Source organism: Anaerolineales bacterium (assembly GCA_030583885.1).
GTDB lineage: Bacteria > Chloroflexota > Anaerolineae > Anaerolineales > Villigracilaceae > Villigracilis.
The window spans coordinates 3,620,382-3,645,823 of sequence record CP129480.1 but is presented as its reverse complement, the minus strand read 5'-3'; the positions used below and the strand labels follow the sequence as shown (position 1 = coordinate 3,645,823).

Genomic DNA, 25,442 nt, shown 5'->3' with positions numbered 1-25,442 from the left:
CTATGGGTGGGGTTCAGATGCAAGATTGGTTGCATCATCGTGGTGTAATTCCCGCAGGGCTGTCTGGGAAGGCCACAGTCCCTCCGGTTTGACGAGCATGACAGTGATCAATGCGACGCCATAGAGCAGGAAGCGGAATTCCGACACCTCACGCAGAAGTTCTGGCAGGCCTATCAAGGCGATTGCACCAACGATGACGCCGGGGATGCTGCCCATGCCGCCGACGATGATCAGCGCGACGACGTTGATCGAAACGATCAACTGCATGCTGGTGGCGAATATGGATCCGACGAGCGTGGCGAAGATGGCTCCGCCCAATCCGGCGAAGGCAGCGCCGAGCATGTAGGCAAGGATTTTGGATTGGATCAGGTTGACGCCGAGCGCTTCCGCCACATCTTCATCCTCACGGATCGCCATCCAGGCGCGTCCCAGGCGGGATTCTCGCAGCCGCCATGAGATGAATGCGATCAGGATGGCGCTGAATATGGCGATGTAGTATATATTTTCCGGTTTTCCAAGTTCGATGCCGTTGCATATTCGGGGAACATCCACCCTGATGAACGGTTCCAAAAAGCCGATACAGGGTTTTTGAATGCCGATTATGCCACGCGGGCCGCCGAGATATTTCGCCATATAATCCGAGCCGGCCAATAGACGGATGATCTCGCCAAATCCGAGGGTGGCGATGGCGAGATAGTCACCCCGCACGCCCAGCACAGGGAGACCGAGCAATCCGCCGAAAAACATGGAGACTAGAACGGCGATGGGTACCGCCACCCAGAAGGAGACATGCTGCAGGCCGTATTCGCCGTATGAGGTAAGCAAACCGACCGTATATGCGCCGATGGCATAAAATGCCACGAAACCCAGGTCCAGCAGGCCGGCAAATCCGATCTCAATATTCAGCCCAAGTCCCATCAGGATGTACAGGCTGATGATGACAATCACCTGGGCGATGAATGGACCCGATACCTGGGGCAGGATCAGGACGATATAAGCCAGCACGATAAAGCCCAGAACGCGCAGTGAAATCTTTCCGGTTCTTGGCAATCCGTCAACTTTTTCTTGAATGACGCCGCCCCGGGATGACCAGAACATGGAGGCAGCGATGATGCCGAAGAAGAAAATTAGCGCGCCGTTAATCGTCATGCCGGTCTGGCTGAAGAGGAATTTTGCAATCCTCTCAACGCCATCACCCTGGTTGATCAGGATGACGCGGAACAAGCCGGAGAAGAGCGCCAAAAAGATCATAAAGAATATCGCGCGCGTGACCGGGCGGCGGAAAATCTGCGGGATGAGCAGGAATCCACCTCCGAGCAGGCCTAAAATTGCTCCGTAGACGGTCAGCAGCCACGCCCCGCCTGCGCCGCGCCCAAATGTGAGCAGTTGGAATAATGGGGGGGTGGCGTTGATGAACACTGTGCGCAGGTTGACCACGTTGGATGAGAGAACGAAGAGTGTCAGTACAAGCCCGGTGGATAAGCCCGCAATCAATCCTGCCAGCAGGTTGGACACAGCCTTGTTTTCGCCGAGCAGGTCAGAGGTCCGCCGCGAAGCGATGTAGCCCGCCAAAAAGCCTGAGGCAACGAGAAGGAACATCCCAAGCGTGATCACTTTTTCGATGACATCGCGCTTGTTGAAGATCTCCACCATTCCGATCAAGGAAAGGAAGATGCCAACTGCACCTGCCAGCAGCCCAACCTTGGTCGAACTCCAGATAAAGTTTTCTTTTTTCATAGAATTCACCTTGTCAGGCTTTCTTGGTAGTGATGCGTTCGCCCAGAATACCGGATGGGCGGAACAAAAGGATCATGACCAGCATCGTGTATGCAATTGCGTCCTTGAGCTGATAGGGTCGTGGGATGCCGAGACCATCGAGAAAGAGGGCGGGGCCAACGGATTCGAAGATGCCAAGAACAAGCCCTCCCAGCATGGCGCCGGGGATATTTCCGATGCCGCCCAGGACCGCGGCAGTGAAGGCTTTAATGCCCGGGGTAAAGCCCATGAAGAAGCCGACCTGCCGGAAAATAAGCGCATAGAGAACGCCTGCAGCACCAGCCATTGCCGCGCCAATCGCAAAGGTGGAGACGATGATGCGGTTGACGTCTATGCCCATCAGGGCGGCAGTGTCCTTGTTTTCCGAAACGGCGCGCATGGCTTTGCCGACTTTTGACAGCATCACAATGCCGTATAGAATTGCCATCATAATGGCGGCGGCGACCGCAACGATGACCTGTACTTTGAGAATTCCAATGCCAAAGAACACCCATTCGCCTTCAAGTGCCTTGACCGGTGGATATGCATACACACCCGGACCGAAGAAACCGCGGAATGTATATTGCAAGAAAAAAGAAGCGCCGATCGCACTGATGAGAGGCACAAGGCGGGGCGCTCCACGCAGGGGGCGATAGGCAATACGTTCCACAAGCATTGCGATACTCGCAGACATGAACATTGCAAATAAAATCGGGATCAAAAGACCGAGGAAGGGGTTTTTATCAGTGAAGCCGGCGTCGGTCAGCCAGGTTGCCAGGAAGTATGAGCAGAATGCCCCGCTCATAAAGATTTCCCCATGGGCAAAGTTGATCATACGCAGGATGCCATATACCATGGTATAGCCCAGGGCGATCATGGCGTAGATGCTTCCCTGGGAAACGCCAAACACGACAAAATCAATCCATTGTTCGCCGGTGTATTTGCCGCTGCTGAGTGTAAAGTATGTGCCCACTACAACGATCAGAATAATGAAGATACGGAACCCCCACATGAAACTACTTACGGCCCAGTCTGTAAATCGTTCTCCAAAGGTTGCGCGCATGAGTTATCTCCAAACACTGAGAAGTGTTAGTGGTGAGGCAAATGTACATTTGCCTCACCACTAGTACGTACATTAATCTACAGACTACGGATAGATTTTCTTGGGGTTGGGGTTGGTTTCGTTCTGGGGATCCCAAGCATCCGGGTCTGCACTGGTGATTTCGTAGATCGCGATCACCGGAGCGCCGCAGTCACCGGAGGGGCTGCAGGAGAGTGAGCCGGTCACACCCTGGAAGTTCTGGGTGGCGTAGATGGCGTCACGGAGAGCCTGGCGCGGAACATAGATGGTTCCATCGGCTTCCACAACGGCAACCTGTTCGAGCGCAGTGAAGAGGATATTGGTCGCATCATAGGCGTGGGCATGGAACACAGAGAGGGGTGCGCCGCCGTACTTGGCGTTGTGCTTCTCGATGAATTCAGGATACCCGCCGGGGAAGGCGCCGAAGTCCGGGCTGGAGAGATACATGCCTACGGTGTTTTCGCCGCCAGCCTTGAGGAAGTCGGCGGTGAAGATGCCGTCTGAACCGGCGACCTTGACATCTTCGAGACCGGCCACGTCACGGATCTGGTTGACGATAAAACCGCCAGCAGCTACGAACACTGGGAAGTAAACAAACTCAGGGCCGGCAGCGGCAACCGTGGTCAACACAGGGCGCATGTCGGTGGCATCCTTGGCAACTGCTTCCTGGGCGACAATCTCACCACCAAGGGCGGTGAATTCATCGGCAAAGACCTGCTGGAGTGCTTCGGCATAGGCGGAGCCATCATGGATGGTCGCGGCTTTACGGATGCCGAGTTCATTATATGCAAACTCAGCCACAGCCTTGCCCTGGAATGCATCGCTGTGGGCGGTGCGCAGGTAACCAGCGTAGTCAGGACCGCGGTTCGGGTCGCTCAGGACCGGGCGGGTGTTGGACGGGGAGATGGTGGTCAAACCGGCGTTGGAAAGGGTGGCGATACCGCCGACGGTCTCATCCGAGCAGCTGGAACCAATCAGGCCGACGATCGAGGTGTCGGTTGCGAGTTTGGTCGCTGCAGTTGCACCACCTTCAGGGGTGCATAGAGCGTCTTCGGTGGTCAACAGGATGTCATGTCCCTGGAATGTACCGCCGAGGTCGTCAATGGCGATTTCGACGCCGCGCTTGGAGTCTTCACCGAGGCTGCCATCAGCACCGGAGAGGACACCCCAATAGGCAATGTGGACGGGTTCACCTGGGCCGATAGTGACGCAGCCGAGCGCATCCATGCACTCATAACCGACGGCAGGACTTCCACTGTCCCCACCACCGGCGGGGGCAGAACCACCACAGGCGGCAAGCACCATGCTGGCAAGAACCAGCACGGATAGTAAAGCGAGCAAACGCTTATTCATTTTCTGTACTCCTCCAAAATCTAGTTAGGTGAAATCAATTCCCGCGCATGCGGGTGAATCAAGTAGTAGACAAGACTGGCGTTGTCGGCCTCACCTCCTCATTGGTTGAATTTTGAGATACAAGGAAAGCCTTAAAAAAAACCCTTAAATCCTGGATTTTTTCAGGCTTAACTCCTTCATCACCTCTAAAGAGCCTTTCATTTTTATTAAGGCGTAATAATAAGTCGGTTTTTGTTTTAGGTCAAGTGTTTGTGTATAGACGTATGGATTTTTCTGTTAAACCCTATTTCTTGTCGTACGGCTTATACAAAAGCTGTTCGCGGATGCGCAGGTCGGTGTTGCGGATTTTCATCGCCAGGTCGGCAGCGAGGTTGTTCATCAGACGATACCCCAACTGCGGATACGTTTCACACAGCATGATAATCTTTTCCCTCTGGATGACCAGCAGGTGGGTATCCTTTTGTGCCACGCGCGCAGAAGCAGAGCGTACGCCCTCATCCACCAAGGCCACTTCCCCAAACGACTGCCCCCTGCGAAGCCGTGCCACTGCAGTCTCTTTTTTTTCCGTCTCGCCTGCCGCGCCGCGATTGATCACGATATCCACCTCGCCCTGCATGATCACATACAATTCCTTGCTGTCGCTATTCTCCTGAAAGATAAGTTCGCCTGATTGAAAAACAACCTCCCGGCACAAATTCCCCACCAATTCAAGCTGGGTTGGAGTGAACTGGTAAAAAATATCACTTTGTTTTAGAAAATTGACAAGGTTGCTCATCTGAAAAAATCCATTTCAAAAGTGTAGCATATTGATGGATGAAGTGCAACGCCTCGCCTTATGGGTAGGTTTGAATCAGCCAATCGAGCGGATCCACCTGGATGCCGTTTACCCACAATTCCCAATGCAGGTGCGCGCCAGTCACACGCCCTGTTCCGCCCACAAGACCGATGACCTGGTTTTTCTCCACCATGTCACCCGCCTGCACCTGTATGGCAGACTGGTGCCAGAAGCCGCTGTACACCCCCCAGCCGTGGTCAATGACGGTGGCGTTGCCGCGCACCGTCCAGGGCCCTGCGAAGACCACCCGTCCCGCCGCGGGTGCTGTGATTGCCAGCCCATCTCCGCCGCCGAAATCCAGACCGGTATGAAACCCCTGAACTTGTAGTTCAGTTCCCTGCCCAATGTAGGTGCGCCGGTTCCCATAGCGCGAGGTAAAGTATGTGGATTCGGCGTAGGCGATGGCAGGGGAAATAAAGTCGCCAGACCAAAGTTTTGTGGGAGTCGCCGGAGTTGTCAGATCGATTAATTGCTGTAATTCAGGTTCCGTCGAGGCCGGGTCTATGGTGGCGACGTCCACATAAAGGAGCGGGTCGTCGGGATAAAAGCCCGAGGTGATCAAAATGAACTGCTCGTAGGATTGTTTGCTTCCATCGGGAAGCGTGGCATCCAGCCGCAGAGGGTAGACGCCCGGCTCGAGCAAGGCATGGACTCCCTGTAATGCGATCTGCAGGCCGTCCTGATCTGGAAAGAAATTCAATGGGTGGTCAACAAGCAAGCCGCCCAGGGTAACCTCCGGGAGGGTTTGTACCTTGATGACGCCGGTACCGCCCTGTTTGATGGGCAGGTCGCGTATCTCGGCGCTGATGAATGCCGAGGGCAGACCGGTTGTGTTCGCGCTGCTGTTTTCACCAGGGGCAAAAAGCGTATCACCCGGCAGGCCGTCCCATGAGCCTTGCAGGTCGTTGATATCTGCCAGAGTCCACACGTCTGTATTGTTTTTTACAGCGACCTCAAGCATGGATTCACCCGCGTTCGGCGAAATGCGTGTGTTGTTGCGGTTTTCCGTCTGTACCGGGACGATCATGCTCACGCCCACATAGAATTCGCCCGGGCTGACGATGCGGTTAAGTTTCCTGAACAGGTCCTTGGGGATCTGAGTCTGCCGCATAAGACTGCGATAGGAATCTCCGAAGTTGATGACTTCGGTGCGCAGCGTTCCTGTTACACCCTCAAGCCCCGGTATGACAAGCTGCTGCCCCGCTGCGAGCTGGTTTGGGTCTGTAATCCCATTTGCAGACATGAGTTCATTCATGCTCACATTGAAGCGCGCGGCAATGGACGACAGGCTGTCCCCGGGCTGGATAATATATACGGGTCCTGTTCCATCCTGTGCATGGACTGGGTGGAAGGACACCGCCATCGCTAGCAGCAGAAAGGAAATGAGTGTGTGGTTACGCATCCTTGAATTCAACCTTGTCGCCGACCTCGTAATCCCCCCAGCGGACGGGGTGTATTTCCAGGGTGTAGCGCGCATCCGCTTTGGGAATGTAGGCTGGACGCCACGCTTTTGCGATGATCTTGTCCACCACGGTCATGTCGGAGTTGATCCAGAAGACAGCCAGGTCGAACTGCACGAAGATCATGTGGATGGACGTTTCGAGGCGTGAATCACGCGTTTCGACGAGGAGCAGGCCATCGTCAGGTGCGAGGCGCGTTCGGAACATGAGTCCGCGCAACTTGCAGAGGAATGAGTCGCAGAATCCCACACGCGCAGGCTGTTCGAGTGTTTTGTTCAGGTTGTTTACATAGATGGGACGCTGCATGGCGGTATCACAAAACAGGGCGGCTTGTTCGCCGCCCTGCGGAAAGGAATATGGTTTCAGGCTGATGATTTCTGCTGGAGAACTTTTTCCACACTGTTCATTAACTCTTGCGGACTAAAGGGCTTGGCAATATAGTCATCCACTTTTGCGACGTGCAATCCGAGTACCTTGTCAATGTTCTGTGCTTTTGCGGTAACGACGATGACGGGAATATCGCGCGTGGCTGGTTCGGTTTTCATTTGTTGGTATACTTCCCAGCCGTCCATATCGGGCATCATCAGGTCGAGCAGTACCAGGTCCGGGAGGATTTCACGAATTAATTTGATTCCTTCCATGCCGCCCGCCGCGCCATGCACCTCGAACCCGCGGCGTCCCAGGATGAGCCGGATCAAATCGATCATGCCCGGTTCATCTTCGATGCAAAGAATCCGTTTGACAGTTGTGTTATCCATGGTTCTCCTGCCTTCAAAAAGCAAGTGTACCATAAAACGACCACAGGCTTAATCATGAAGATCATCACTTGGAACGTGAACGGCCTTCGGGCCGTGCTGGGCCGGCGGGCATTGGATTGGGCGTTTGCCCAAGGGGCGGACGCACTGTGCCTGCAGGAGGTGAAGGCGCGCGAAGAGCAATTGAATGAAGAACAGCGTGCCATGTTGAAACTCCCGTTTGTGTGGAATTCGGCGCAGCGCCCCGGTTACAGCGGGGTGACAACTTTCTTTAGGGAACAGCCTGACGAGATCGTGGCAGGCATGGGCGAACCGAAATTTGATATGGAGGGACGCGTCATTCAGACCGTTTGGGCTGGTCTGCGTCTCTTCAACATCTACTTCCCGAACGGCCAGCGCGGTCATGACCGCGTGGAGTATAAACTTGAGTTCTACGCCTGCCTGCTTGAGTTATGCAATGCGCTTCATAAGAAAGGGGAGAATATTATCATCTGCGGTGATTTAAACACCGCCCACATGCCCATTGATTTGAAGAATCCGAAGGCGAATGAAAAGACTTCGGGCTTCCTGCTGGAGGAACGCGAATGGGTGCAAAAATTTCTGGGTCATGGGTTTGTGGATGCGTACCGTCATTTGTATCCTGAGCGGGTCCAATACACCTGGTGGACGTACCGCCTAAATGCACGGGAGCGGGGCATCGGCTGGCGCCTGGATTATTTTCTGGTCTCGGAGAATCTCCTGCCGCGCGTGAAGGACGTGATCATCCACGATGGAGTGATGGGTTCAGATCATTGCCCCGTGGAATTGGTGTTGGAGTAGCCTGCCCTCGTTATGGCGGCGGATCGGTGCGGTCCAGGTCTGTGTCATCCCAGGATGCGGGATCGTTGAGCGACTCTAAATGGGTGAACACGGTCACGCTGGGCAGTGCGCGGCGGATGTCCGCCTCGATGCTTTCCAGCATCTGGTGGCCGCGCTGGACCGTCCAACGGCCGGGGACGAGCACATGCAGCGAAACGAACTGTCTGGCTCCTGACTGGCGGGTGCGCAATGCATGATACTGCACTCCGTTTTTTATATGCGGCTCCAGTGCGTTTTTTACGCGGTTTTGCTCCTCGGCGGATAAGGCGGTGTCCATTAATCCCAACGCGGATGTTCGCACGATGCGAATCCCCGACCAGATGATATTGACCGCAACAATGAATGCCACAATCGGATCCAACCGCTGCCACCCGGTCAGTGCGACTGCGCCAACCCCGATCAACACACCCACCGAGGTCCATACATCCGTAAGCAGGTGGTGCGCATTGGCCTCCAGCGTAACCGAATTGTATCGTTTAGCGGCCTGCAACAGGATAAGTGCGACGATCAGGTTAATCAGCGAAGCGGCGACCGAGACCCCCAGCCCCAGGCCGATTTGTTCGAGCGGTCTGGGTGTAATTAATCTGGGGACTGCCGCAACAATAATACTGACCGCTGCGATCAGGATCAACGTCCCTTCGACGCCGCTGGAAAAGTATTCGGCTTTGCCATGCCCATACGCGTGGTCTTCATCCGCCGGGCGGGCGGCGATGGTCAGCATGGCCAGTGCCATGAGCGCACCCATTAGATTGACCACGGATTCAAGCGCATCTGAAAGCAGGCCCACCGAACCCGTCAAAAGATAGGCTATGGTCTTCAGGGTTATTGTGAGAACTGCTGCGCCGATCGAAAGCCAGGCAAAGCGTGTAAGGAATGAGCGATCTGTCGAGGTAGTCGTCATGGTTTGGTCTTTTATTATACAAAAGCTCCCTGTGCAGGTAGTGATATTTGTCCTTGTTATGCCGCTCTTTTGTCTTGAATATAGGCTGGTTGTTTTTGCGGGCAGGTTTCGGGTGAAAGAGAGCCGTGTTAGAGAATCGTATAATAAAATGCCGTGTCACCGCGTCTAAGCGGCGGACTTGGTATAATCCAGTCGCAAGTCAAATTTGGAGGATTCCGTGAATTCCCGTAGTCAATCGTTTTTTGTGTATTTCCTTCTGCTCATTGCCATAGGCACCATGCTGTATATGGGCTTTCGTGACAATTCAAAGGCCGCAGAACCGCTTACCATTAGCAAGGTGGCGCAGCAGGTGCAGAATGGCGAAATTGCCCGGATTATCGTTCAGAGCAATGATACCATCCGCGTGGTGAGACAAAACGGCACTGAAGAAACTGCCGCTGAATCCCGTAAGGAGTCGGATACCACCCTGGTGGACCAACTCCGCAGTTTTGGCGTGACCACTGAACAGCTTGCCCAGCTGGATGTCGAAGTCAGTGCGCCTTCCGCCTGGGGCGGCGTGTTAAGCGGTGCGTTGTATCTTCTGCCGATTATCTTTATGGGTGGTCTGTTGTGGTTCATCTTCCGCCAGGCGCAGGGCAGCAACAATGCCGCCATGTCGTTTGGGAAGAGCCGCGCGCGCATGTTCAGCGGCGAGCATCCCACGGTGACCTTTGCCGATGTGGCCGGTGCGGAGGAATCAAAGCAGGAACTTGCCGAAGTGGTGGAGTTCCTGAAGGAACCGCAGAAGTTCATTCAACTCGGCGCACGCATCCCGAAGGGTGTGCTGCTGGTGGGTCCTCCGGGAACAGGCAAGACGCTTCTGGCGAAAGCCGTTTCGGGCGAAGCGGGTGTGCCGTTCTTCTCGATCTCAGGTTCCGAGTTCGTTGAAATGTTCGTGGGCGTGGGTGCAAGCCGTGTGCGTGACCTATTCGAACAGGCCAAACGACACTCGCCCTGCATCATCTTTGTGGATGAAATTGATGCCGTCGGCCGTCAGCGTGGCGCAGGGCTCGGCGGTTCGCATGACGAACGCGAACAGACCCTAAATCAAATGCTCGTTGAAATGGACGGCTTTGACACGGATACCAACGTCATCATCATTGCCGCAACCAACCGTCCCGACATTCTTGACCCGGCTCTGATGCGTCCCGGCCGCTTTGATCGCCGAGTCACCCTGGACCGTCCCGATGTGAAGGGGCGCGAAGCCATCCTCAGGGTCCATGCCAAGGGAAAGCCCTTGGATCCGCAGGCTGACCTCGCCACCATTGCGCGTGGTACACCCGGTTTTGCCGGCGCCGACCTTGAAAACCTCGTTAATGAAGCTGCAATTCTTTCCGCCCGTCGCAACAAGAAAGCCATTGGTCAGCCTGAACTGGAAGAGGCGATTGAACGTGTGGTCATGGGACCTGAACGCAAGTCCCGTTTGATCTCCGAGGAGGAAAAACGCATCATTGCCTACCATGAAGCTGGTCATGCCATTGTGGCGAACGCCATCGCTGAAGCAGACCCCGTGCAAAAAGTGACCATCGTGGGACGCGGGCAGGCCGGCGGCGTAACCTGGTTCCGCCCCGATGAAGACCGCATTCTCATGTCCCGCAAGAAAATGTTCGCCACGCTTGCCATGGCTCTGGGCGGGCGCGCCGCCGAGGAGTTGATCTTCGATGACATCACGTCGGGCGCATCCAACGACATCGAGCAGGTCACTCGCATGGCGCGCGCCATGGTTACCCGTTTGGGGATGAGCGCAGAACTCGGTACCATGACCTACGGGCAAAAGGAGGAGATGATCTTCCTTGGACGTGAGATCTCCGAACAGCGCGATTACTCCGAAGCCGTTGCCGAACAGATAGACCGCGAAGTCCGCAAGATCGTGGAGGATGCATACAAACGGGCCAAGTCCCTGGTCAAGAAATATCGCAAACAATTGGATCTGATTGCCAAAAAGCTGCTCGAAGTTGAATCTCTCAACCGCGAGGAATTCGAGAAGCTCTTCCCGTCCCCTTTGGGCAAGAAGAGCGGGACGCCGCAAGTGATTTAGTCCGCCATGATGTAGAACGGAAAAAGAGCCTCCCGGTCAACCGGGAGGCTCTTTTTAGTACCAGCGATTACGGGTCTCGATACGCCCCTTCCTTGTGGTTCAGGCTACCTGATCGCCAGTTATGAGGGATTTGTTTCCTTATGCTGCCGTACCAGTTCGCGGCGCAGGATCTTGCCGACGGTGGTCTTCGGCAGTTCATCCCTGAACTCGTAATGAGTGGGGACTTTGTACGCGGCGAGTCTTTCCTTGCAGAAGGCTTTGAGTTCCTCCTCCGTCAACGTTTCGCCTGGTTTGACCACCACCCAGGCTTTGACCGTCTCACCGCGATATGCATCGGGGATGCCTGCCACGCCCACGTCCATAACCTTGGGATGCGCGGCGACAACCTCCTCCACCTCGCGCGGCCAGACCTGGTAGCCGCCGGGTTTGATGAGTTCCTTCTTGCGGTCAACGATGTAGAAGTAGCCGTCCTCGTCCACGCGGGCAATGTCGCCGGTGAACAGCCAGACTTTGCCATCGCTCAAGGTTCTGAGTGTGTTGGCTGTTTCGGTGGGCATATTGTGATAGCCCTTCATCACCTGCGGACCGTGAATGACGATCTCGCCGATCTCGCCCTGCGGCATTTCGGTTTCGCCGTCATCGAGGCTGATGATCTTTACTTCAACGTCGGGCAAGGGGATGCCGATGGAACCGGTCTTGTTCTCGCCTTCCAGGGGATTGCAGTGCGTGGCGGTCGGGGTTTCGGAGAGTCCATACCCTTCGACTAATTTGCCGCCCGTTAATTTTTCGAATCGTTCCTTGGTCTCGCGCAGAAGCGGGGCAGAGCCTGAGATGCAGGCTTTGATGGACGAAAGGTCATACTTGCCCGCCTTCACCGCTGGGAAGTTATTGATGCCATTGTACAGGGCTGGCACACCGGGGAAAATGGTTGCTTTGAATTTGGAGAGATTATCCAATACATCCTTTAAATCGCGCGGATTGGGAACCATCACCATGCTGGAACCCGTCGCCATCGCAAAGTTCATGCCTGCCACCATGCCATAGACATGGAAGAGCGGAATGGCCATCAGCACCACCTCGTTGCCAATCTCAAGGTTCGGCATAAATGATTTGATCTGGAGCGTATTTGCCACTACATTGCGGTGCATGGCAACGGCGCCCTTCGAGATGCCCGTGGTGCCGCCCGAATATTGGAACAATGCCGTATCCTCAGGACCCACCTCCACGTTGGGTTTTGAAGCGTCCTTGTATTTTGCAAGCAGATCCTGGAACCAGATGTCGCCGTCGCGCAGGCCGCCCTCGATCCTGAATCCGCCTTTCTTTTCACGCGCCAGTGTGAATAGGAGGCGCAGAACAGGCGGCAGGGTCTCTTTCAGGTTGGTCACGATCAGTTTTTTGATCTTGGTCTTCGGTTGGGCTTTTTTGATGGTCTCGTAGAAATTCGTCATCACGAACATGTACTCGATGCCTGCGTCACTGGCCTGATGCTCGATCTCGGGCGGCGTATACAGCGGATTGGTGGCGACCACTGCGCCGCCGGCCTTGAGGATGCCGTAATACACCATCACGAATTGCGGCGTGTTCGGCATGAAGATGCCCACGCGGTCGCCCTTCTTCAAACCCATATCCACCAGCGCAGCAGCGACACGATCGGAAATTTCATTCATTTCCTTATAAGTAACGACCGCGCCCTTAAAGATCGTGCAGGCGCGGTCGGGATACTTGCGCGCGGCTTCCTCCAAAAAGTAGAAGAGCGGCGCTTTCGGATATTCGATTGTGAATGGAACCCCCCTGTCGTAATTCTTTTGCCATACCTTGCTGTCCATGCTTCCTCCTCCGTTGGTTGTTGAGTGAAGATGTTTCTGGTGCAAGTATATACGTGAAAATATTAAAAGTCAATTACAACACCCGAATTCACAGCGAGTTACGAATGCAAACCTCGATGGTCTTGCGTACATGTTCACTTGCTGGATGAAACCATTGCACTTGCGGATCGGACTCCTTGAACCAATTCGCCTGTCTGCGGACAAAGACCCTGGTCATGCGCTTCATCTCCGCCTTTGCCTGCTCGATGGTCAATTCACCTTTAATAACTCTGACGCATTCGCGATACCCGATTGCAGACATGCTTGGCAAAGTGGAAGGGTAGCCTTTATCAAGCAGACCTTTTACTTCATCGAGCAATCCATGCCCAAACATTTTCTCGATCCGTTCATCCACGCGCTGATAAAGTTCCACGCGCGGACGGTGCAGCCCAATCATGATCAAGTGATATGGCGAGTCGCTCTGTCCGCGCTGCTCGGAGAATTTTCTCCCCGTGGTAAAAATAACCTCCAACGCGCGGATCGTGCGGCGGACATTTCGCAAGTCAATATCGTTGGCGGCTTCATGGTCGAGAAGGGTAAGTTTTTCGTGTAACCACTCTTTGCCTCTCTCCACTGTTATCTGTTCAAGAGCATTTCTTAATCCATCGTTTGGCACAACCTCGGGCGGGCTCCATCCCTCCGTTACCGCACGGATGTATTGTCCGGTTCCGCCGACCAAAAACGGCAGTTTGCCGCGCGCGTGAATGTCGGCGATAGCGGCCCGTGCTTTTTGCTGAAAGACCGCCAGGCTCAAGGTCTCGTCCGGATTGACGATGTCGATCAAATGGTGCGGCATGCGCGCCATCTCCGCGGGGGACGGTTTGGCGGTGCCAAGGTCCATGCCGCGGTAAAAGAGGCGCGAATCCGCGGAGACGATCTCCCCATTTAAGGATTCCGCCAACTGAATGGCAAGTTCCGTTTTACCGACGGCGGTTGGCCCGACGATGAGAATGAGCGGCGGTTTTTGGGGCAACTATCTCTCCAGCGCGGACTCGGCAGGGTTGTCGGGATTGTAATAAACCGTGACTGTCGCCCCGATCGGATAACGGTTGACGGTCTCCTGTGCCTGTCCCGCCAAGCGAATATTCAGGTATTGCTCGCCCGCCTTGATGATCTGGCTTTGATGGGGTTTTCCGTTCACTTCGTATTGATAAACGACCACTGGATGGACCGATCCTCTGTACCCCATTTGCACGCTTGACATCAGCACCGTTCCCCTCGTGCTGGGCCATGTCTGCGCCGCCTCACGGAACGCCTTGCCCTGCTGATTGCGCTTATGGATGAGGTATCCGACCCCGCCGAGAATCAAGAGAGGCAGGGCGATACTGCATATCGTGCCCGCTATTCCCATGAGGATACCCAACCCGGTCATGATCCATCCAAATTCATCCATGTCATCTCTCCTTGTTTCAAAACGATTTCCGAATGTTTTGCCGACGGTCTTTCTGGTAAACTCTAAAAAATTATACCCACCTTTTATTTCAGCACTGAGGGAGTTTTCATGATTGACTGGCAGGAATTGACGATTGACAGGTTTGTCGAGCAATTGAAGACGGCATATCAACGAACGTATGGGGATATCAACCCCGATTTCGGACGTCTCGTTGCCTGGTGTGGACGCTTGTCCCTGGAAAATATTTCGAACTCCGATGCTCTGTATCACGACATTGATCATACGATCATGGTCTCCCTGGCCGGGTTGTCCATTATAGAGGGCCGGCACCTGCGTGAAGGCGGCGTGACGCCGCATGATTGGATGCACTTTATGATCGCAGTCCTGTGCCATGATATCGGTTATGTCAAGGGTGTGTGCAGGAACGACACAGGGGAAATGTTTGCCACCGGCCTGGGGGACGAGTTGATAAACATCCCGCCGGACGGCACGGACGTCTCGCTCACTCCCTATCATGTCGACCGCAGCAAGTTATTCGTCCGTGAGCGTTTTGGAGCCGGCCTGCTCGATGATATGACCAAACAACTGGATGCGGAGTTGATCGCATCGTATATCGAGTTTACCCGCTTCCCCTCGCCGAAGGACGAAATGTATCAGAATACGCGGGGATACGGCGGGTTGGTGCGTGCGGCGGACTTTATTGGACAATTAGGCGACCCCGATTATTTTCGAAAATCCCCGGCCCTGTTCTACGAATTTCAGGAATTGGGGTTGAATGAAAAACTTGGCTATCGATCCCCAAATGATATGAGAAGGAATTACGCCAGCTTTTATTGGGAGCAGGTCAACCCATATATCCAGGATGCCCTCGGATATTTGCGCCTGACGGAGGACGGCAAACGCTGGATTGCCAACATGCACTCGCATGTCTTTGATTCGGAACATTCAGCAGGCTGAAGAATCGCTTGGAAGAACCTTTACTGGAACGTGAGACTCTTCAGGGCCGCTTCTTTGAATATTCGCGGATGTCGTCGGTGGCTTCGTCCAGTTTTGCCACCTGCTCCTCGGTCAGCTGCCAGCCTGCACCGCCTGCATTCATCTCCGCCTGTTTCAGATTTTTCGCGCCGGGGATGGGAAGCGCACCCTTGCAGATCACCCAATTCAGCGCAACTTGTGAAACGGTCTTATCTCCGTGATTCAAACCGATCTCCTGTAGAAGTTTAAGGACAGGCGGAAGTTTTTTGAGCAGCTCGGCATACTGGGAGGCGCGCATGCCGGGAGGGGGATTCTCGGTGGAGTATTTTCCGGTCAACAGGCCTTTTTCGAGCGGGGAGTAGGCGATCAAACGGATGCCAAGTTCCTTGCAGCGCGCCAGTGTGCCGTTCTTTTCCACTTCGCGGCTCAAGAGACTGTAATGAACCTGGTTGGATGCCAGTGGAATGCCATGCTGCGCCAGCGTGGAATACGCCCGTAACATCCGCTGTTGTCCGAAATTCGAGACACCCACCGTGCGCGCCAGCCCCCGCTCGACACATTCCACCATGCCCTCCATCATGGTCTCAGGGGTCATGATGGGCGAGGGCCAATGGATTTGATACAAGTCGACCGACTCCAAACCCAGCCTCTCCAAACTTCCCTTCAATGCACGCGGCAGGAAGCCCTTTGCCAGCCTCCAGGGCCAGGGGAAAAATTTCGTCGCCACCAGGATCGGTTGGTCCGTTTCCTTTAAAAAGCCGCCGAGCAGCCTCTCCGACAGACCGGAGCCGTAGATCTCCGCCGTGTCCACAAAGCGGATGCCGTTGCTCAGCGAAACGTCAAACGCCTCTCGGATGTCCTTGTCAGTGTGCGTTTGCCCATATCCCCAAACAACACGGTCTCCCCATTGCCATGCCCCCAGCCCCAATTGGACGGCGTGTAAAAAACGCGTCTCGCTGCTCACTTCGGTCATGATGACTCCTTGGATCAATTCCCCGATTCTATCTTAAAAAATCGCCTTCCCAAAAAATTCAGGTTACAATTCAGCCCGCTCAAATATTAGTGGAACTACTGGACCGATATTCCCCAACTACAGGTGGGGGCATATCGCTCCCGGAGTTCCGGGAGGTTCCCGTGATATCCAATCCATCAAAGCGGGATATGGAGCCCGCCTCCAGCCTTGACGAAAGGCTGGGTCTGTCCTTTTCAGACATCCCCCTGCTGACGCGTGCCCTCACACACCGTTCCTATGCCAACGAACATTCCGATGCGGTGGAGGATAACGAACGCCTTGAATTCCTCGGCGACGCCGTGCTCGATTTCATTGTAGGGGAGTGGGCATTCAACCGCTTTCCCGAGATGCAGGAGGGCGACCTGACCAAGATCCGTTCCTCCCTCGTGCGGAACGAACGACTGGCAGTCTTTGCGCGCCGCCTGGATTTGGGCGGCGCCCTTCGCCTGGGACGCGGGGAGAAATCCTCGGGCGGCCATCTTCGCGACAGTTTGCTGGGTTCCGCCTTCGAGGCGCTGACCGGCGCCCTGTACATGGACTCGGGTATCGGGAGCGTGAAGCGATTTGTCTACCCCCTGCTCGAGTGGATGAAGGATACCGTCCTCGACGAGATCCATGATCCCAAAAGCGAGCTGCAGGAGATCACGCAATCGCTGAAACTGGGAATGCCGCATTACCGCGTCATAGCCACCAGCGGACCGGACCACGCCCGCATCTTTGAAGTGGAGGTGGAGGTAGCCGGCGAAGTCAAGGGACGCGGCACGGGTTCGAGCAAGAACGCCGCCGAACAGGCCGCCGCCAGGGATGCGCTGAAACATTTCAAAAGTTAACCTCGAAAACTGGGAATATGCCTCTTCGTCTGAAATCACTTGAACTGCAAGGATATAAAACCTTCGCTTCGCGCACGCTGTTTGAGTTCGCGGGCGGAATTACAGCCATTGTCGGTCCCAACGGTTCGGGCAAATCGAATATCGCTGATTCCCTGCGCTGGGTGTTGGGCGAGCAATCCTACCTGCTCCTGCGCGGCAAGAAGACCGAAGACATGATCTTCTCCGGTTCCGAACAGCGCGCGCGGGCAGGCATGGCGCATGCCACCATCACCTTTGACAATACCGAGCAATGGCTGCCGCTCGACTTTTCGGAAGTTGCCATGGCGCGTTACGCACATCGTGACGGGCGCAACGAGTACCTGATCAATGGACAGCACGTCCGCCTGCGTGAGATGAACGAACTGCTCGCGCAGGCAGGCTTGAGCGAGCGCACCTACACCATCCTCGGGCAGGGACTCGTGGACGCCTCGCTGGCGCTGAAAGCCGATGACCGCCGCCGCCTATTTGAAGAAGCCGCAGGCGTCGGCTTGTACCGCGCCCGCCGTGACGACGCCTTGAAACGCCTCGATAACACCAGGCGGAATCTTGAGCGCGTGCTGGATATCATGGCGGAACTCGAACCGCGCATCAAGAGCCTGGAACGCCAGGCAAAACGTGCGATCGATTTCTCCCGCGCCCAGGCCGATATGAAGATGGTCCTGCGCGAATGGTATGGATTTCATTGGCACCGCGCCCAGCGCGATCTGACCGATATCCGTGAAACGGTGCGCACGCAGGAAAAGCGCGTGCACGAGGCGCGTGAGGCTCACGAGAAGGCGCAGGCGGCATATGCATCCTTCCGCGAACGCCTGTCTGATCTGCGCGCGCGGTTAAATGGATGGCATCGCCAGTCCGCCGAACTGCATACCCGGCGTGAATCCATCAGCCGCGAACTGGCTGTGCTCGAGGAACGCCGCCGCGCACTGACCGCCGCGCAGGCTTCCATCCTTTCCGACCAGGAACTGGTCATGGATGAACTGCACCTCGCCAATGAACGCTACGACGAGGCCGGGCAGGAACTCGCCCGCATACAAGCCGGGTATGAAGAGGCAAAGACACACTATGAAAATGCGCAAAACGCCCTGCAGGCGCGCGTGGGTGAACGCACCAGCCTCGAAGAAGAACTGGCTGCCGCCAGGGACCAGATCGAATCGCTCAGCCGGCAGCGCGCCGAAAACAATGCGCGTCTGGACGAGTTGAAATCGCGCATTGAATCACAGACCCAGAAGATCGAACAAACCAAACATTCCATCGCCAATGCGGAGAATCTCACGGAAAAGGCAAAGGCGCAGTATGAATCCGCGGGCAGGGCGCGCGAGCAGGCGGTGCTTGCCCTGCAGGATGCCGAAGAAAAAGTTTCTGCCAAAAGAAATGAAGCAGATTCCATGGAAGGCGCCCGCCGGGATGCGTTGGAACGCCGCGCACATGAGGAAGCCAGTCATTCGCGCCTGAAAGCCCAGATCGAGGTGCTCGAACAATCCGAGCAATCGCTGGCGGGTTATGCGGAAGGTGCGCGTTACTTGTTGGATGCCGCCCGCCAGTCCAAACTATCCGGCGCGCGCGGAGCGCTGAGCGCCGCGCTGGATGTGCCGGCCGAGCTTGAAGTTGCCATCGCCGCCGCTCTGGGCGATACCCTCGATGCGGTGCTGCTGGATGCGGATCAACTTGAGGAGGCGTTAAGCCTGCTTGAGTCCGATGACGCGGGCCGCGCGGCGTTGCTGCCGCTGGACGAACGAAATTCCATGCTGCTACACAAGCCGGACGATGAAAACTGCCTCGGCGTGGCCTCCGAACTTGTCAGGGTGCCTGACGAGGTGCGCGGCGCAGTGAAGTTGATGCTGGGCCAGACCCTGATTGTGCGGGATCGTTCGACAGCCCGCAGGCTCGTCAGGGATCTGCCGGCTCACGCGCGCGCGGTGACCCTGCGCGGGGAGGTCTTCCGCGGCGACGGCCTGGTCATCGCCGGCAAGACCGCCTCCTCCTCGACCCTGGGCAGGTCGCGCCAAAAACGGGAATTTGAATCCACGCTGAGCGGACTGCTTGCCCGCCTTGCCGATTCCAATGATTCTGTCGAACGGTTATCCAATCAACTGGCGGCGGCGCAGCGTGGACTGGCGCAAGCCGAGATGGATGCGCGCGAAGCCCGCGTCAGGTTGGGTGAAGTTCAGGAGACCGAACAGCAGGCCGGGCTTGAGTATGAATCGATGGCGCGTCAGTTGGAGTGGCAGAAAAACCAGTTGATACAGCTGGAAGCCGAGGCGTCTGAATCTGCCTCCATCCAGAATAAATTGAATGAATCACAAATGGAAGTGGAAGCGCGTTCCTCCGTGGCGCAGGACCGCTTGAAGGAGGTCAGCGCGAGGTTGAAGCAGGTTTCCGCGGACGAATTGCAGGAACAGGCTTCGTATTGGAGCACGCGCGCGGCGGTGGCGGAGCAGAGCGTGGGCGCGGCACTGGCGAAGAAGGAGGAACGCGGGAAGGAGATCACGCGTTTGGACGTGCGCCGCGTGGAACTGGCTTCGCGTTTGCAGGAAGCCGAGGGATCCCTGACCCAGCTGGACCGGGAAAAAGCGGATTTGCGCGGGCGTGAATCCGGCCTGCATGCGCAGATCGAAGCCATGCGGGTTCAGATCGAACCGGCCGAAAAAGACCTCGAAATGGCAGAGCAGGAGGAGTTGCGTTTACAGGAGGCGGAAAATAACGTGCAAAGGATCTTTGCCAATACCGAGCGCTCGCATGGACAGTTGCAGCTGGAGCAGACGCGCAAGCACGAAGCATTGGATAACCTGCGCCAGAAGATCACCGATGACTTTGGTCTGGTGATGTTCGACTACGCGGCGGAGGTTTCGGGTCCTGTGCCCCTGCCATTGGACGGCATGGTGGAGCAGCTGCCCGTTGTGACCGAACTTGCGCCTGAGATCGAAGAGCAATTGACCCATTTCCGCGCACAATTGCGCCGCATGGGTCCGATCAACCCGGATGCAAAACAGGAATACGACCAGGAAAAGGAACGCTACGAGTTCATGAAGACCCAGGTGGATGACCTGCACAAAGCCGAAGCGGACTTGAAGCAGGTGGTCGCCGAGCTGGATGAGGTGACCAAACGGGAATTCGTGCGCACCTTCGATGCCGTGGACAAACAGTTCCGCGAGACCTTCGTGCGGCTGTTTGGCGGCGGCTCGGCGCGCCTGGCATTGACCGACCCCGAGAACCTTGTGGAGACGGGCATCGAGATCGAAGCGCGCCTGCCCGGCCGCCGCGAGCAGGGACTGGCCCTGCTCTCCGGCGGGGAACGGAGCCTGACTGCGATTGCATTGGTGTTTGCCTTGCTAAAAGTTTCACCAACGCCTGTGTGTGTGATGGACGAAGTGGATGCAATGTTGGATGAAGCCAATGTAGGTCGTTTTAGAGATTTGCTTGTGGATTTAAGCAAGGATACGCAGTTCATCATCATCACCCACAACCGCAATACCGTGCAGGCCGCGGACGTGATCTACGGCGTGACGATGGGACGCGACTCGGTCAGCCAGATCATCAGCCTGCGCCTCGACCAGGTGACCGACGATATGTTGAAGCGCGGGTAAAACCTGCGGAATTCCCAACCTTAAAAAATCGTATCCTACTTGAATTGCCGTGGTCTTGTCTGTACAATGGAACCAACAGGTGCGGCATGCTGCGGTTCAGGAAAAGCCATCTTCTTGTCATACTGATCATTCTATTACTTGGATTTTCCACGCCTGTCCTCGCGGACTACCTGGGACCGGATAGAACCGTCACCACCGCTGTGGAGGAGTGCAAGGTGGTCTTGTGGGAATGCATGTATGTGGCGGCCAAGGGGGATTACCGCTACCACCGCGTGGACGACTGGTCATGCAGTAACGAGAGCAAGCCCTGGCAGGCGTATGCAAACTACCCGGGAGATTGCGAGTCATGGAATGACGGCCGCACCCAATGGGGACAGGAATACAGCGTACGCTACACGACCCTCACGCATCCCGAAGCGACGATTACCGGCACATTACAAAACTGCACCCTGCAAAACGGCTGGTGCGTGACAGCTCCTCAACTTGAACTAACAGCCAACGAGCCGCTATCAGGGCATCAGATTTTATTGATCGAAGGCGCACGCAATACCGAAATCTTTGCTTGCCCAGAATTTCAAACCAGTTGTCAAGTTCCACTGCTGGAAGGCGAAAACAACTTTGAATATTGGGCGCTCTCCTCCTGGGGCGACAGCTCGCGGATGGGAAGCCTCAGCGCCCAAGTGGACACGATATCTCCGGATATCGATCTGCAAATCAACGGCTCGAGCGGGACGAATGGCTGGCACACGACCCGAACCAGCCTCACCGCTGCGGCCACGGATGCGACCTCCGGGCTGGCATCCTTTGAAGTGAGCGCCGACGGCGGCGCATGGACGACATACAGCGCGCCGTTATCCTTCACCGACGGCGTGTATAGGTATCAATTCAAAGCCGTGGACAACGCCGGCAATATCAATGAAACACCAGTGCTGGCGCTGAAGGTGGACAGCATTCCGCCGGCCATTGCGCTGACGGATGAACTGGACCTGGGCGAACCGTTCAACTACAGCCTGCAGGATGACGGCAGCGGGTTGTACCTGGTGCGCATCGTGATCGAGGACGAGAAGGAACGCTTCCCGAAGGTGGTCTGGGAGGAGCGCGTTACAGGGAACAAGTTCAAGGAGGAATTCATATGGGATGGCAGGTGGAAGGACGGCAGTTCTGCGCCGGTAGGCGAGTACCTGATCACGGTCAAGGCGGGAGACGCGGCGGGCAACGAAAGCATCCGCAGCGGGATCGTAACGGTCAACCCGCTGAGTTATTTTCAACCCATCCCCGCGTTTACTCCTCCCCTTTCTCAGGGGGAAGGGCTGGAGGGGAGCGCTGGAGAAGAGGGCAATTCCGAGCCGTCCGTTGGCGGGGGTGTCGCTTCAAGTACCAGCACCCAAAGCCTTAGTTTCGCCGGCCATGCGGGGGCTGGCGCTGTCGCGGCCGCGGCCAGCACAAACGTCCTGTGGGGCGCGATGGCGGCGGCGGTGATCGGTTATGCAACCGCATTGGCATTGGAACAGCAGAAGAAACGCAAGGATGAAGAAGCGGCACAGATCGCGCAGGTGAGGGCGGAAGTAGAGGCCAAGAACGCAGCCATTGAAGCCAACCGCATTGCGATGCGCGAGCAGTGGAAGATCCGCAGCTGGCTGGAGGGACAGGCGATCTTGAAGGCGCAGCTGGAAGCCTTGAAGGAAGAAGGCGCACAGGACGACGACCTGCGTATCCAAGCGCTTAAGGAGAAAGCCGCGGCGCAAGGGTTTGGAGCGGTGCAAGAGGATGTGGAAACCCTGTATAACACACTCGTGATGGAGAAGGCAGAGCAGGCAGTGAAAGAGCAGGTCATGCAGGACTTCCTGTCCAAGGAACGGGACACGTCTGCGGCGGATGTGTGGCTGGCGCAGCAGCAGGCGCAGGAACTGCAGACCGGTCTGATGGCGCTGGGGATGAAGGCGGGCGAGGAGGTAAGCGTACTCCCACAAGATGAGACTTGGTCAACAAATGCCTGGAATTGGGCATTCAACTACCAGCGCGAATTATCCCTGGGTACCGGAATTATAGCTGGACTTGCGGCAGTTGCAATTGTGGCGACAGCAACAGTCACTGCTCCGGCATGGCTGATTGTTGGTGGTGCAATCCTGGCAACCGCTGTAATTGTCACCGCAGGTACGTTGGCAATAAACAGTCACTTTGGTTTGGATTTGGGTAATAACCTGATTGCCAACCTGGTAGTTGGCACGGCCGCGACCCTCATCACAGCGGGAATAGGCTTGTTGGTGACCAGTCTTGCACCCGTAATAAGCACAACCATAGCAAGTACATGCACCCACTATGCGACAGCATGCAGCCAGATCGGGACGATAATCGACGTGGGAGAGGAGGCGCTGCTCAGCGCTCAAATCGCCTACTACACGTGGACGGGGAATCAGGATGGCGCAGCGCAGGCGGCCATCGAGTTGCAGTTGGAGAAAATGGATGGAGGCGCGCCGGGTAATACGGTGGTAGCCGAGTTGAGCGAGCAGCTTGCAAGATTGGGACCGGATGCTGTCGAATTGATCGGCAAACACGGAAGTGATATCGTTCCGCTTTTGCTTAGATATGGTGACGATGCAGTGGATATTATCCGAGCTTATGGGGATGAGGGCATCTCCCTGCTTGTACTGTATGGCGATGATGCGGTGAAGCTGATTGACGATTATGGTACGCCTGCGGTTAACCTGATGCTGTCGCATGGTGGTGATGCAATCGATCTCGTTGGTCAATATGATGATGATGTATTTCGCGCACTGGATGGAAGAGTTGTCAGTGTCGGTGCAAAAAATGTGAATGAATTCGCCAACGCCCTGGAAGATGCGACTGGGTATAAGGTATGGTCGTCACCCACTACCGGCATGGTGTATGTGTCGAAATCCACCGATGAGGCGTTGGATGCCAGTAAAATGTTGAAGGATGCGCTTGCCAGAGGCGACAAGGACGAAGTCGCGGCGTTGATCCAGATGATTGCAGCAGGTTCGACCAGAGGCTCCGGCAATCGCGTAGTTTTGGGCACCTTTGCGGAAGGCGGTGGATATATTGGAAATGCTGTTGACAATGGCGGTATCTTCTTCGATACAGGTGATGATGTTTGGGATCAGTTGAAAGCCAGCGGGATCGATCCGTGGCTGGTCAATGAGCAATTCCTGCAAAGCCAGTTAGGAGCGGGAATGGAGCGAATTGATTTTGTGGGGGAAGATGTGTCTAGCGAATTGGCAAAATACGATGGAGTCGCTCTACCGCCCTATCGCGTAAGAGAAATTAACTGGCTTTTGGAAAACGCTAAAGATTATGACTATGTTAGAGTGGGCAATAGTTGGGTAAAAAATATTCCTTAATACGTATTATCAAAAGGAGCGATTTAATGTCCATTCAAGAATATTTATTGAAGATAAAAGAAAAATTCCCTTATTTATTTGATGTTTATGGCTTTAGAATAGCTTATACTAAAGAATTTCGTTTTGATCATTATTCCATTGGACTTGAATCCGATATGCTAAGACTTTTGTTTGAGCAGGAGCGGGGGGGATGGGGTATATTTGTTGGTAAATTAGACGCATCATTTGATCATAAAAAAAATAACTGGGTGAATATATACAGTTTGTTGCCCTATCTTCTAAAAAGAGAAGTGGATTGGAGTACACTGAGTAAATACCCATATTTAGAACAAGTCGATGTAATGTTATCTTTAACAGCAAGAGAATTAGCGCCTCTTTTTTCGCAGATTGTTGAAATGTTTCGTTCACCCGATACTATAGCCCAATGGAAGCCGGCATACGACCAATATGTAAAAGATAAAATAGAAAACCGCATTGGTAAAAAACGGTAATTCCCAGACAGCCTATGTTTTAAAGCTTGGTAAAGATGGTGGGTATGATATGCTTGTTCCGATTGAGCTATTTACACCTTAGGATGATACTCTATGGATAAGACATTTGTAGAAATGGTTAAAGTGTATTTTGAGTTCCTGATGAGGGATTATGGTTTTGAAATACTGAGTGTGGTCGAGTCTCCTAGGAATTATTTATGGGAGGGCAGGGTGGTTTATGCTACAAAAGCGACATATGTGTTTATTGAATGTACACGAGGCGAGTTTCCGTCATTTGACATTGGGCGAACAAAAGATGTTGGTGTTGTTGTAAACAGTAAAAGAAAATATTTATTACCCTTCCATTTGGTTTATGAATACATGGTGACTACGGATGATGAAAAAAAAGGAATTATGTCTTTCGTTGACCGCGAACATACAAAAAAAATATTTACCTAGAAAAAAATATAAGTCGTGAAATTCCGTTTGTTGATAATCCTGAAAAGAAAAGAGAGCTGATGTTGGAGACTTACGCTAGGTTAATCCGAAAATATGCAGAGCCACTCTTGCTGGGAGATTTTTCCCAATGGATGGCAATATGGGAATATTCTGTAAATAGAAGTGTATCAGATTGGATTCAACCAGGTCGTTCAGAATTTCCCAGGTTTTCTGTTGCTGACAAAAATGGAAAGCATAAAATATATGGCAAAGAACAATTTGATGAAGATCCATCAGATTATATTAAGCAATTAAGGGATGCTGTTTTTAAGGACAGATTAGAATATATTAAATTATTAAAAATGGGAAGGTAATATATTTATAAATTTGTCATTGAGAAGT

General features: G+C 54.6%; 21 protein-coding genes. 9 read left to right on the top strand and 12 right to left on the bottom strand.

All coding sequences use genetic code 11. The annotated features are described in order from the left end of the window. The 7 genes from QY332_18240 to QY332_18210 all read right to left on the bottom strand — a co-directional run bounded on the left by QY332_18240 (window position 1) and on the right by QY332_18210 (window position 7,242). Entirely contained in the window at window positions 1–1,737 is a 1,737-nt protein-coding gene (locus tag QY332_18240; protein WKZ35554.1) for a hypothetical protein, read from the bottom strand. Between the two features lie 13 nt (window positions 1,738–1,750). Then, the gene (locus QY332_18235) at window positions 1,751–2,818 is read right to left on the bottom strand and encodes a branched-chain amino acid ABC transporter permease (protein WKZ35553.1); all 1,068 of its coding nucleotides are present in this window, start codon (window positions 2,816–2,818) and stop codon (window positions 1,751–1,753) included. An 84-nt stretch (window positions 2,819–2,902) separates the two neighbouring features. After that, a complete protein-coding gene (locus QY332_18230) occupies window positions 2,903–4,189 on the bottom strand; it encodes a branched-chain amino acid ABC transporter substrate-binding protein (protein ID WKZ35552.1) in 1,287 nt (428 codons plus the stop codon). A 283-nt stretch (window positions 4,190–4,472) separates the two neighbouring features. Beyond that, window positions 4,473–4,964, bottom strand: coding sequence for a cyclic nucleotide-binding domain-containing protein (locus QY332_18225; protein WKZ35551.1), 492 nt, complete (start codon window positions 4,962–4,964; stop codon window positions 4,473–4,475). 58 nt (window positions 4,965–5,022) lie between these two features. Then, window positions 5,023–6,426: a peptidoglycan DD-metalloendopeptidase family protein gene (locus QY332_18220; GenBank protein ID WKZ35550.1), complete on the bottom strand. Its 1,404-nt coding sequence runs from the start codon at window positions 6,424–6,426 to the stop codon at window positions 5,023–5,025. Beyond that, on the bottom strand, window positions 6,419–6,790 hold the full coding sequence (locus QY332_18215) for a DUF192 domain-containing protein (protein ID WKZ35549.1): 372 nt from the start codon (window positions 6,788–6,790) through the stop codon (window positions 6,419–6,421). The genes QY332_18220 and QY332_18215 overlap by 8 nt, the downstream gene beginning before the upstream one ends. A gap of 56 nt (window positions 6,791–6,846) precedes the next feature. After that, on the bottom strand, window positions 6,847–7,242 hold the full coding sequence (locus tag QY332_18210; GenBank protein ID WKZ35548.1) for a response regulator: 396 nt from the start codon (window positions 7,240–7,242) through the stop codon (window positions 6,847–6,849). Between the two features lie 54 nt (window positions 7,243–7,296). On the opposite strand from QY332_18210, the gene QY332_18205 reads away from it, so the two are divergent. Continuing rightward, a complete protein-coding gene (locus QY332_18205; protein WKZ35547.1) occupies window positions 7,297–8,058 on the top strand; it encodes an exodeoxyribonuclease III in 762 nt (253 codons plus the stop codon). Between the two features lie 10 nt (window positions 8,059–8,068). Here the strand turns inward: QY332_18205 and QY332_18200 are convergent, their stop codons facing one another. Further along, window positions 8,069–8,998, bottom strand: coding sequence for a cation diffusion facilitator family transporter (locus QY332_18200; GenBank protein ID WKZ35546.1), 930 nt, complete (start codon window positions 8,996–8,998; stop codon window positions 8,069–8,071). Window positions 8,999–9,215: 217 nt separating this feature from the next. Here QY332_18200 and ftsH point away from each other — a divergent pair, with 217 nt between their 5' ends. Continuing rightward, window positions 9,216–11,075 (top strand): ATP-dependent zinc metalloprotease FtsH, encoded by a 1,860-nt coding sequence (ftsH, locus tag QY332_18195; GenBank protein WKZ35545.1) that lies wholly within the window; start codon window positions 9,216–9,218, stop codon window positions 11,073–11,075. A gap of 119 nt (window positions 11,076–11,194) precedes the next feature. On the opposite strand, the gene QY332_18190 is transcribed toward ftsH, so the two are convergent. From QY332_18190 to QY332_18180, 3 genes are all read right to left on the bottom strand, one after another. Then, window positions 11,195–12,901: a long-chain fatty acid--CoA ligase gene (locus QY332_18190; GenBank protein WKZ35544.1), complete on the bottom strand. Its 1,707-nt coding sequence runs from the start codon at window positions 12,899–12,901 to the stop codon at window positions 11,195–11,197. A gap of 88 nt (window positions 12,902–12,989) precedes the next feature. Beyond that, window positions 12,990–13,913, bottom strand: coding sequence for a tRNA (adenosine(37)-N6)-dimethylallyltransferase MiaA (gene miaA, locus QY332_18185; protein ID WKZ35543.1), 924 nt, complete (start codon window positions 13,911–13,913; stop codon window positions 12,990–12,992). After that, complete coding sequence (locus tag QY332_18180; GenBank protein ID WKZ35542.1) at window positions 13,914–14,333, bottom strand: DUF3592 domain-containing protein; 420 nt, start codon at window positions 14,331–14,333, stop codon at window positions 13,914–13,916. A gap of 108 nt (window positions 14,334–14,441) precedes the next feature. Here QY332_18180 and QY332_18175 point away from each other — a divergent pair, with 108 nt between their 5' ends. Continuing rightward, window positions 14,442–15,290, top strand: coding sequence for a hypothetical protein (locus QY332_18175; GenBank protein ID WKZ35541.1), 849 nt, complete (start codon window positions 14,442–14,444; stop codon window positions 15,288–15,290). A gap of 40 nt (window positions 15,291–15,330) precedes the next feature. Here the strand turns inward: QY332_18175 and QY332_18170 are convergent, their stop codons facing one another. Then, window positions 15,331–16,281 (bottom strand): aldo/keto reductase, encoded by a 951-nt coding sequence (locus QY332_18170; GenBank protein ID WKZ35540.1) that lies wholly within the window; start codon window positions 16,279–16,281, stop codon window positions 15,331–15,333. A 161-nt stretch (window positions 16,282–16,442) separates the two neighbouring features. Here QY332_18170 and rnc point away from each other — a divergent pair, with 161 nt between their 5' ends. The 6 genes from rnc to QY332_18140 all read left to right on the top strand — a co-directional run bounded on the left by rnc (window position 16,443) and on the right by QY332_18140 (window position 25,414). Beyond that, entirely contained in the window at window positions 16,443–17,150 is a 708-nt protein-coding gene (rnc, locus tag QY332_18165) for a ribonuclease III (GenBank protein ID WKZ35539.1), read from the top strand. Window positions 17,151–17,167: 17 nt separating this feature from the next. After that, window positions 17,168–20,773 carry a chromosome segregation protein SMC gene (gene smc, locus QY332_18160; protein WKZ35538.1) on the top strand — a complete coding sequence of 1,202 codons (3,606 nt, stop codon included), beginning with the start codon at window positions 17,168–17,170 and terminating at the stop codon, window positions 20,771–20,773. Window positions 20,774–20,859: 86 nt separating this feature from the next. After that, the gene (locus QY332_18155) at window positions 20,860–24,132 is read left to right on the top strand and encodes a hypothetical protein (protein ID WKZ35537.1); all 3,273 of its coding nucleotides are present in this window, start codon (window positions 20,860–20,862) and stop codon (window positions 24,130–24,132) included. A gap of 26 nt (window positions 24,133–24,158) precedes the next feature. Continuing rightward, window positions 24,159–24,623, top strand: coding sequence for a hypothetical protein (locus QY332_18150; protein ID WKZ35536.1), 465 nt, complete (start codon window positions 24,159–24,161; stop codon window positions 24,621–24,623). 93 nt (window positions 24,624–24,716) lie between these two features. Next, a complete protein-coding gene (locus tag QY332_18145) occupies window positions 24,717–25,061 on the top strand; it encodes a hypothetical protein (GenBank protein WKZ35535.1) in 345 nt (114 codons plus the stop codon). A 59-nt stretch (window positions 25,062–25,120) separates the two neighbouring features. Further along, the gene (locus QY332_18140) at window positions 25,121–25,414 is read left to right on the top strand and encodes a hypothetical protein (GenBank protein ID WKZ35534.1); all 294 of its coding nucleotides are present in this window, start codon (window positions 25,121–25,123) and stop codon (window positions 25,412–25,414) included. The last annotated feature ends 28 nt before the right edge of the window (window positions 25,415–25,442 follow it).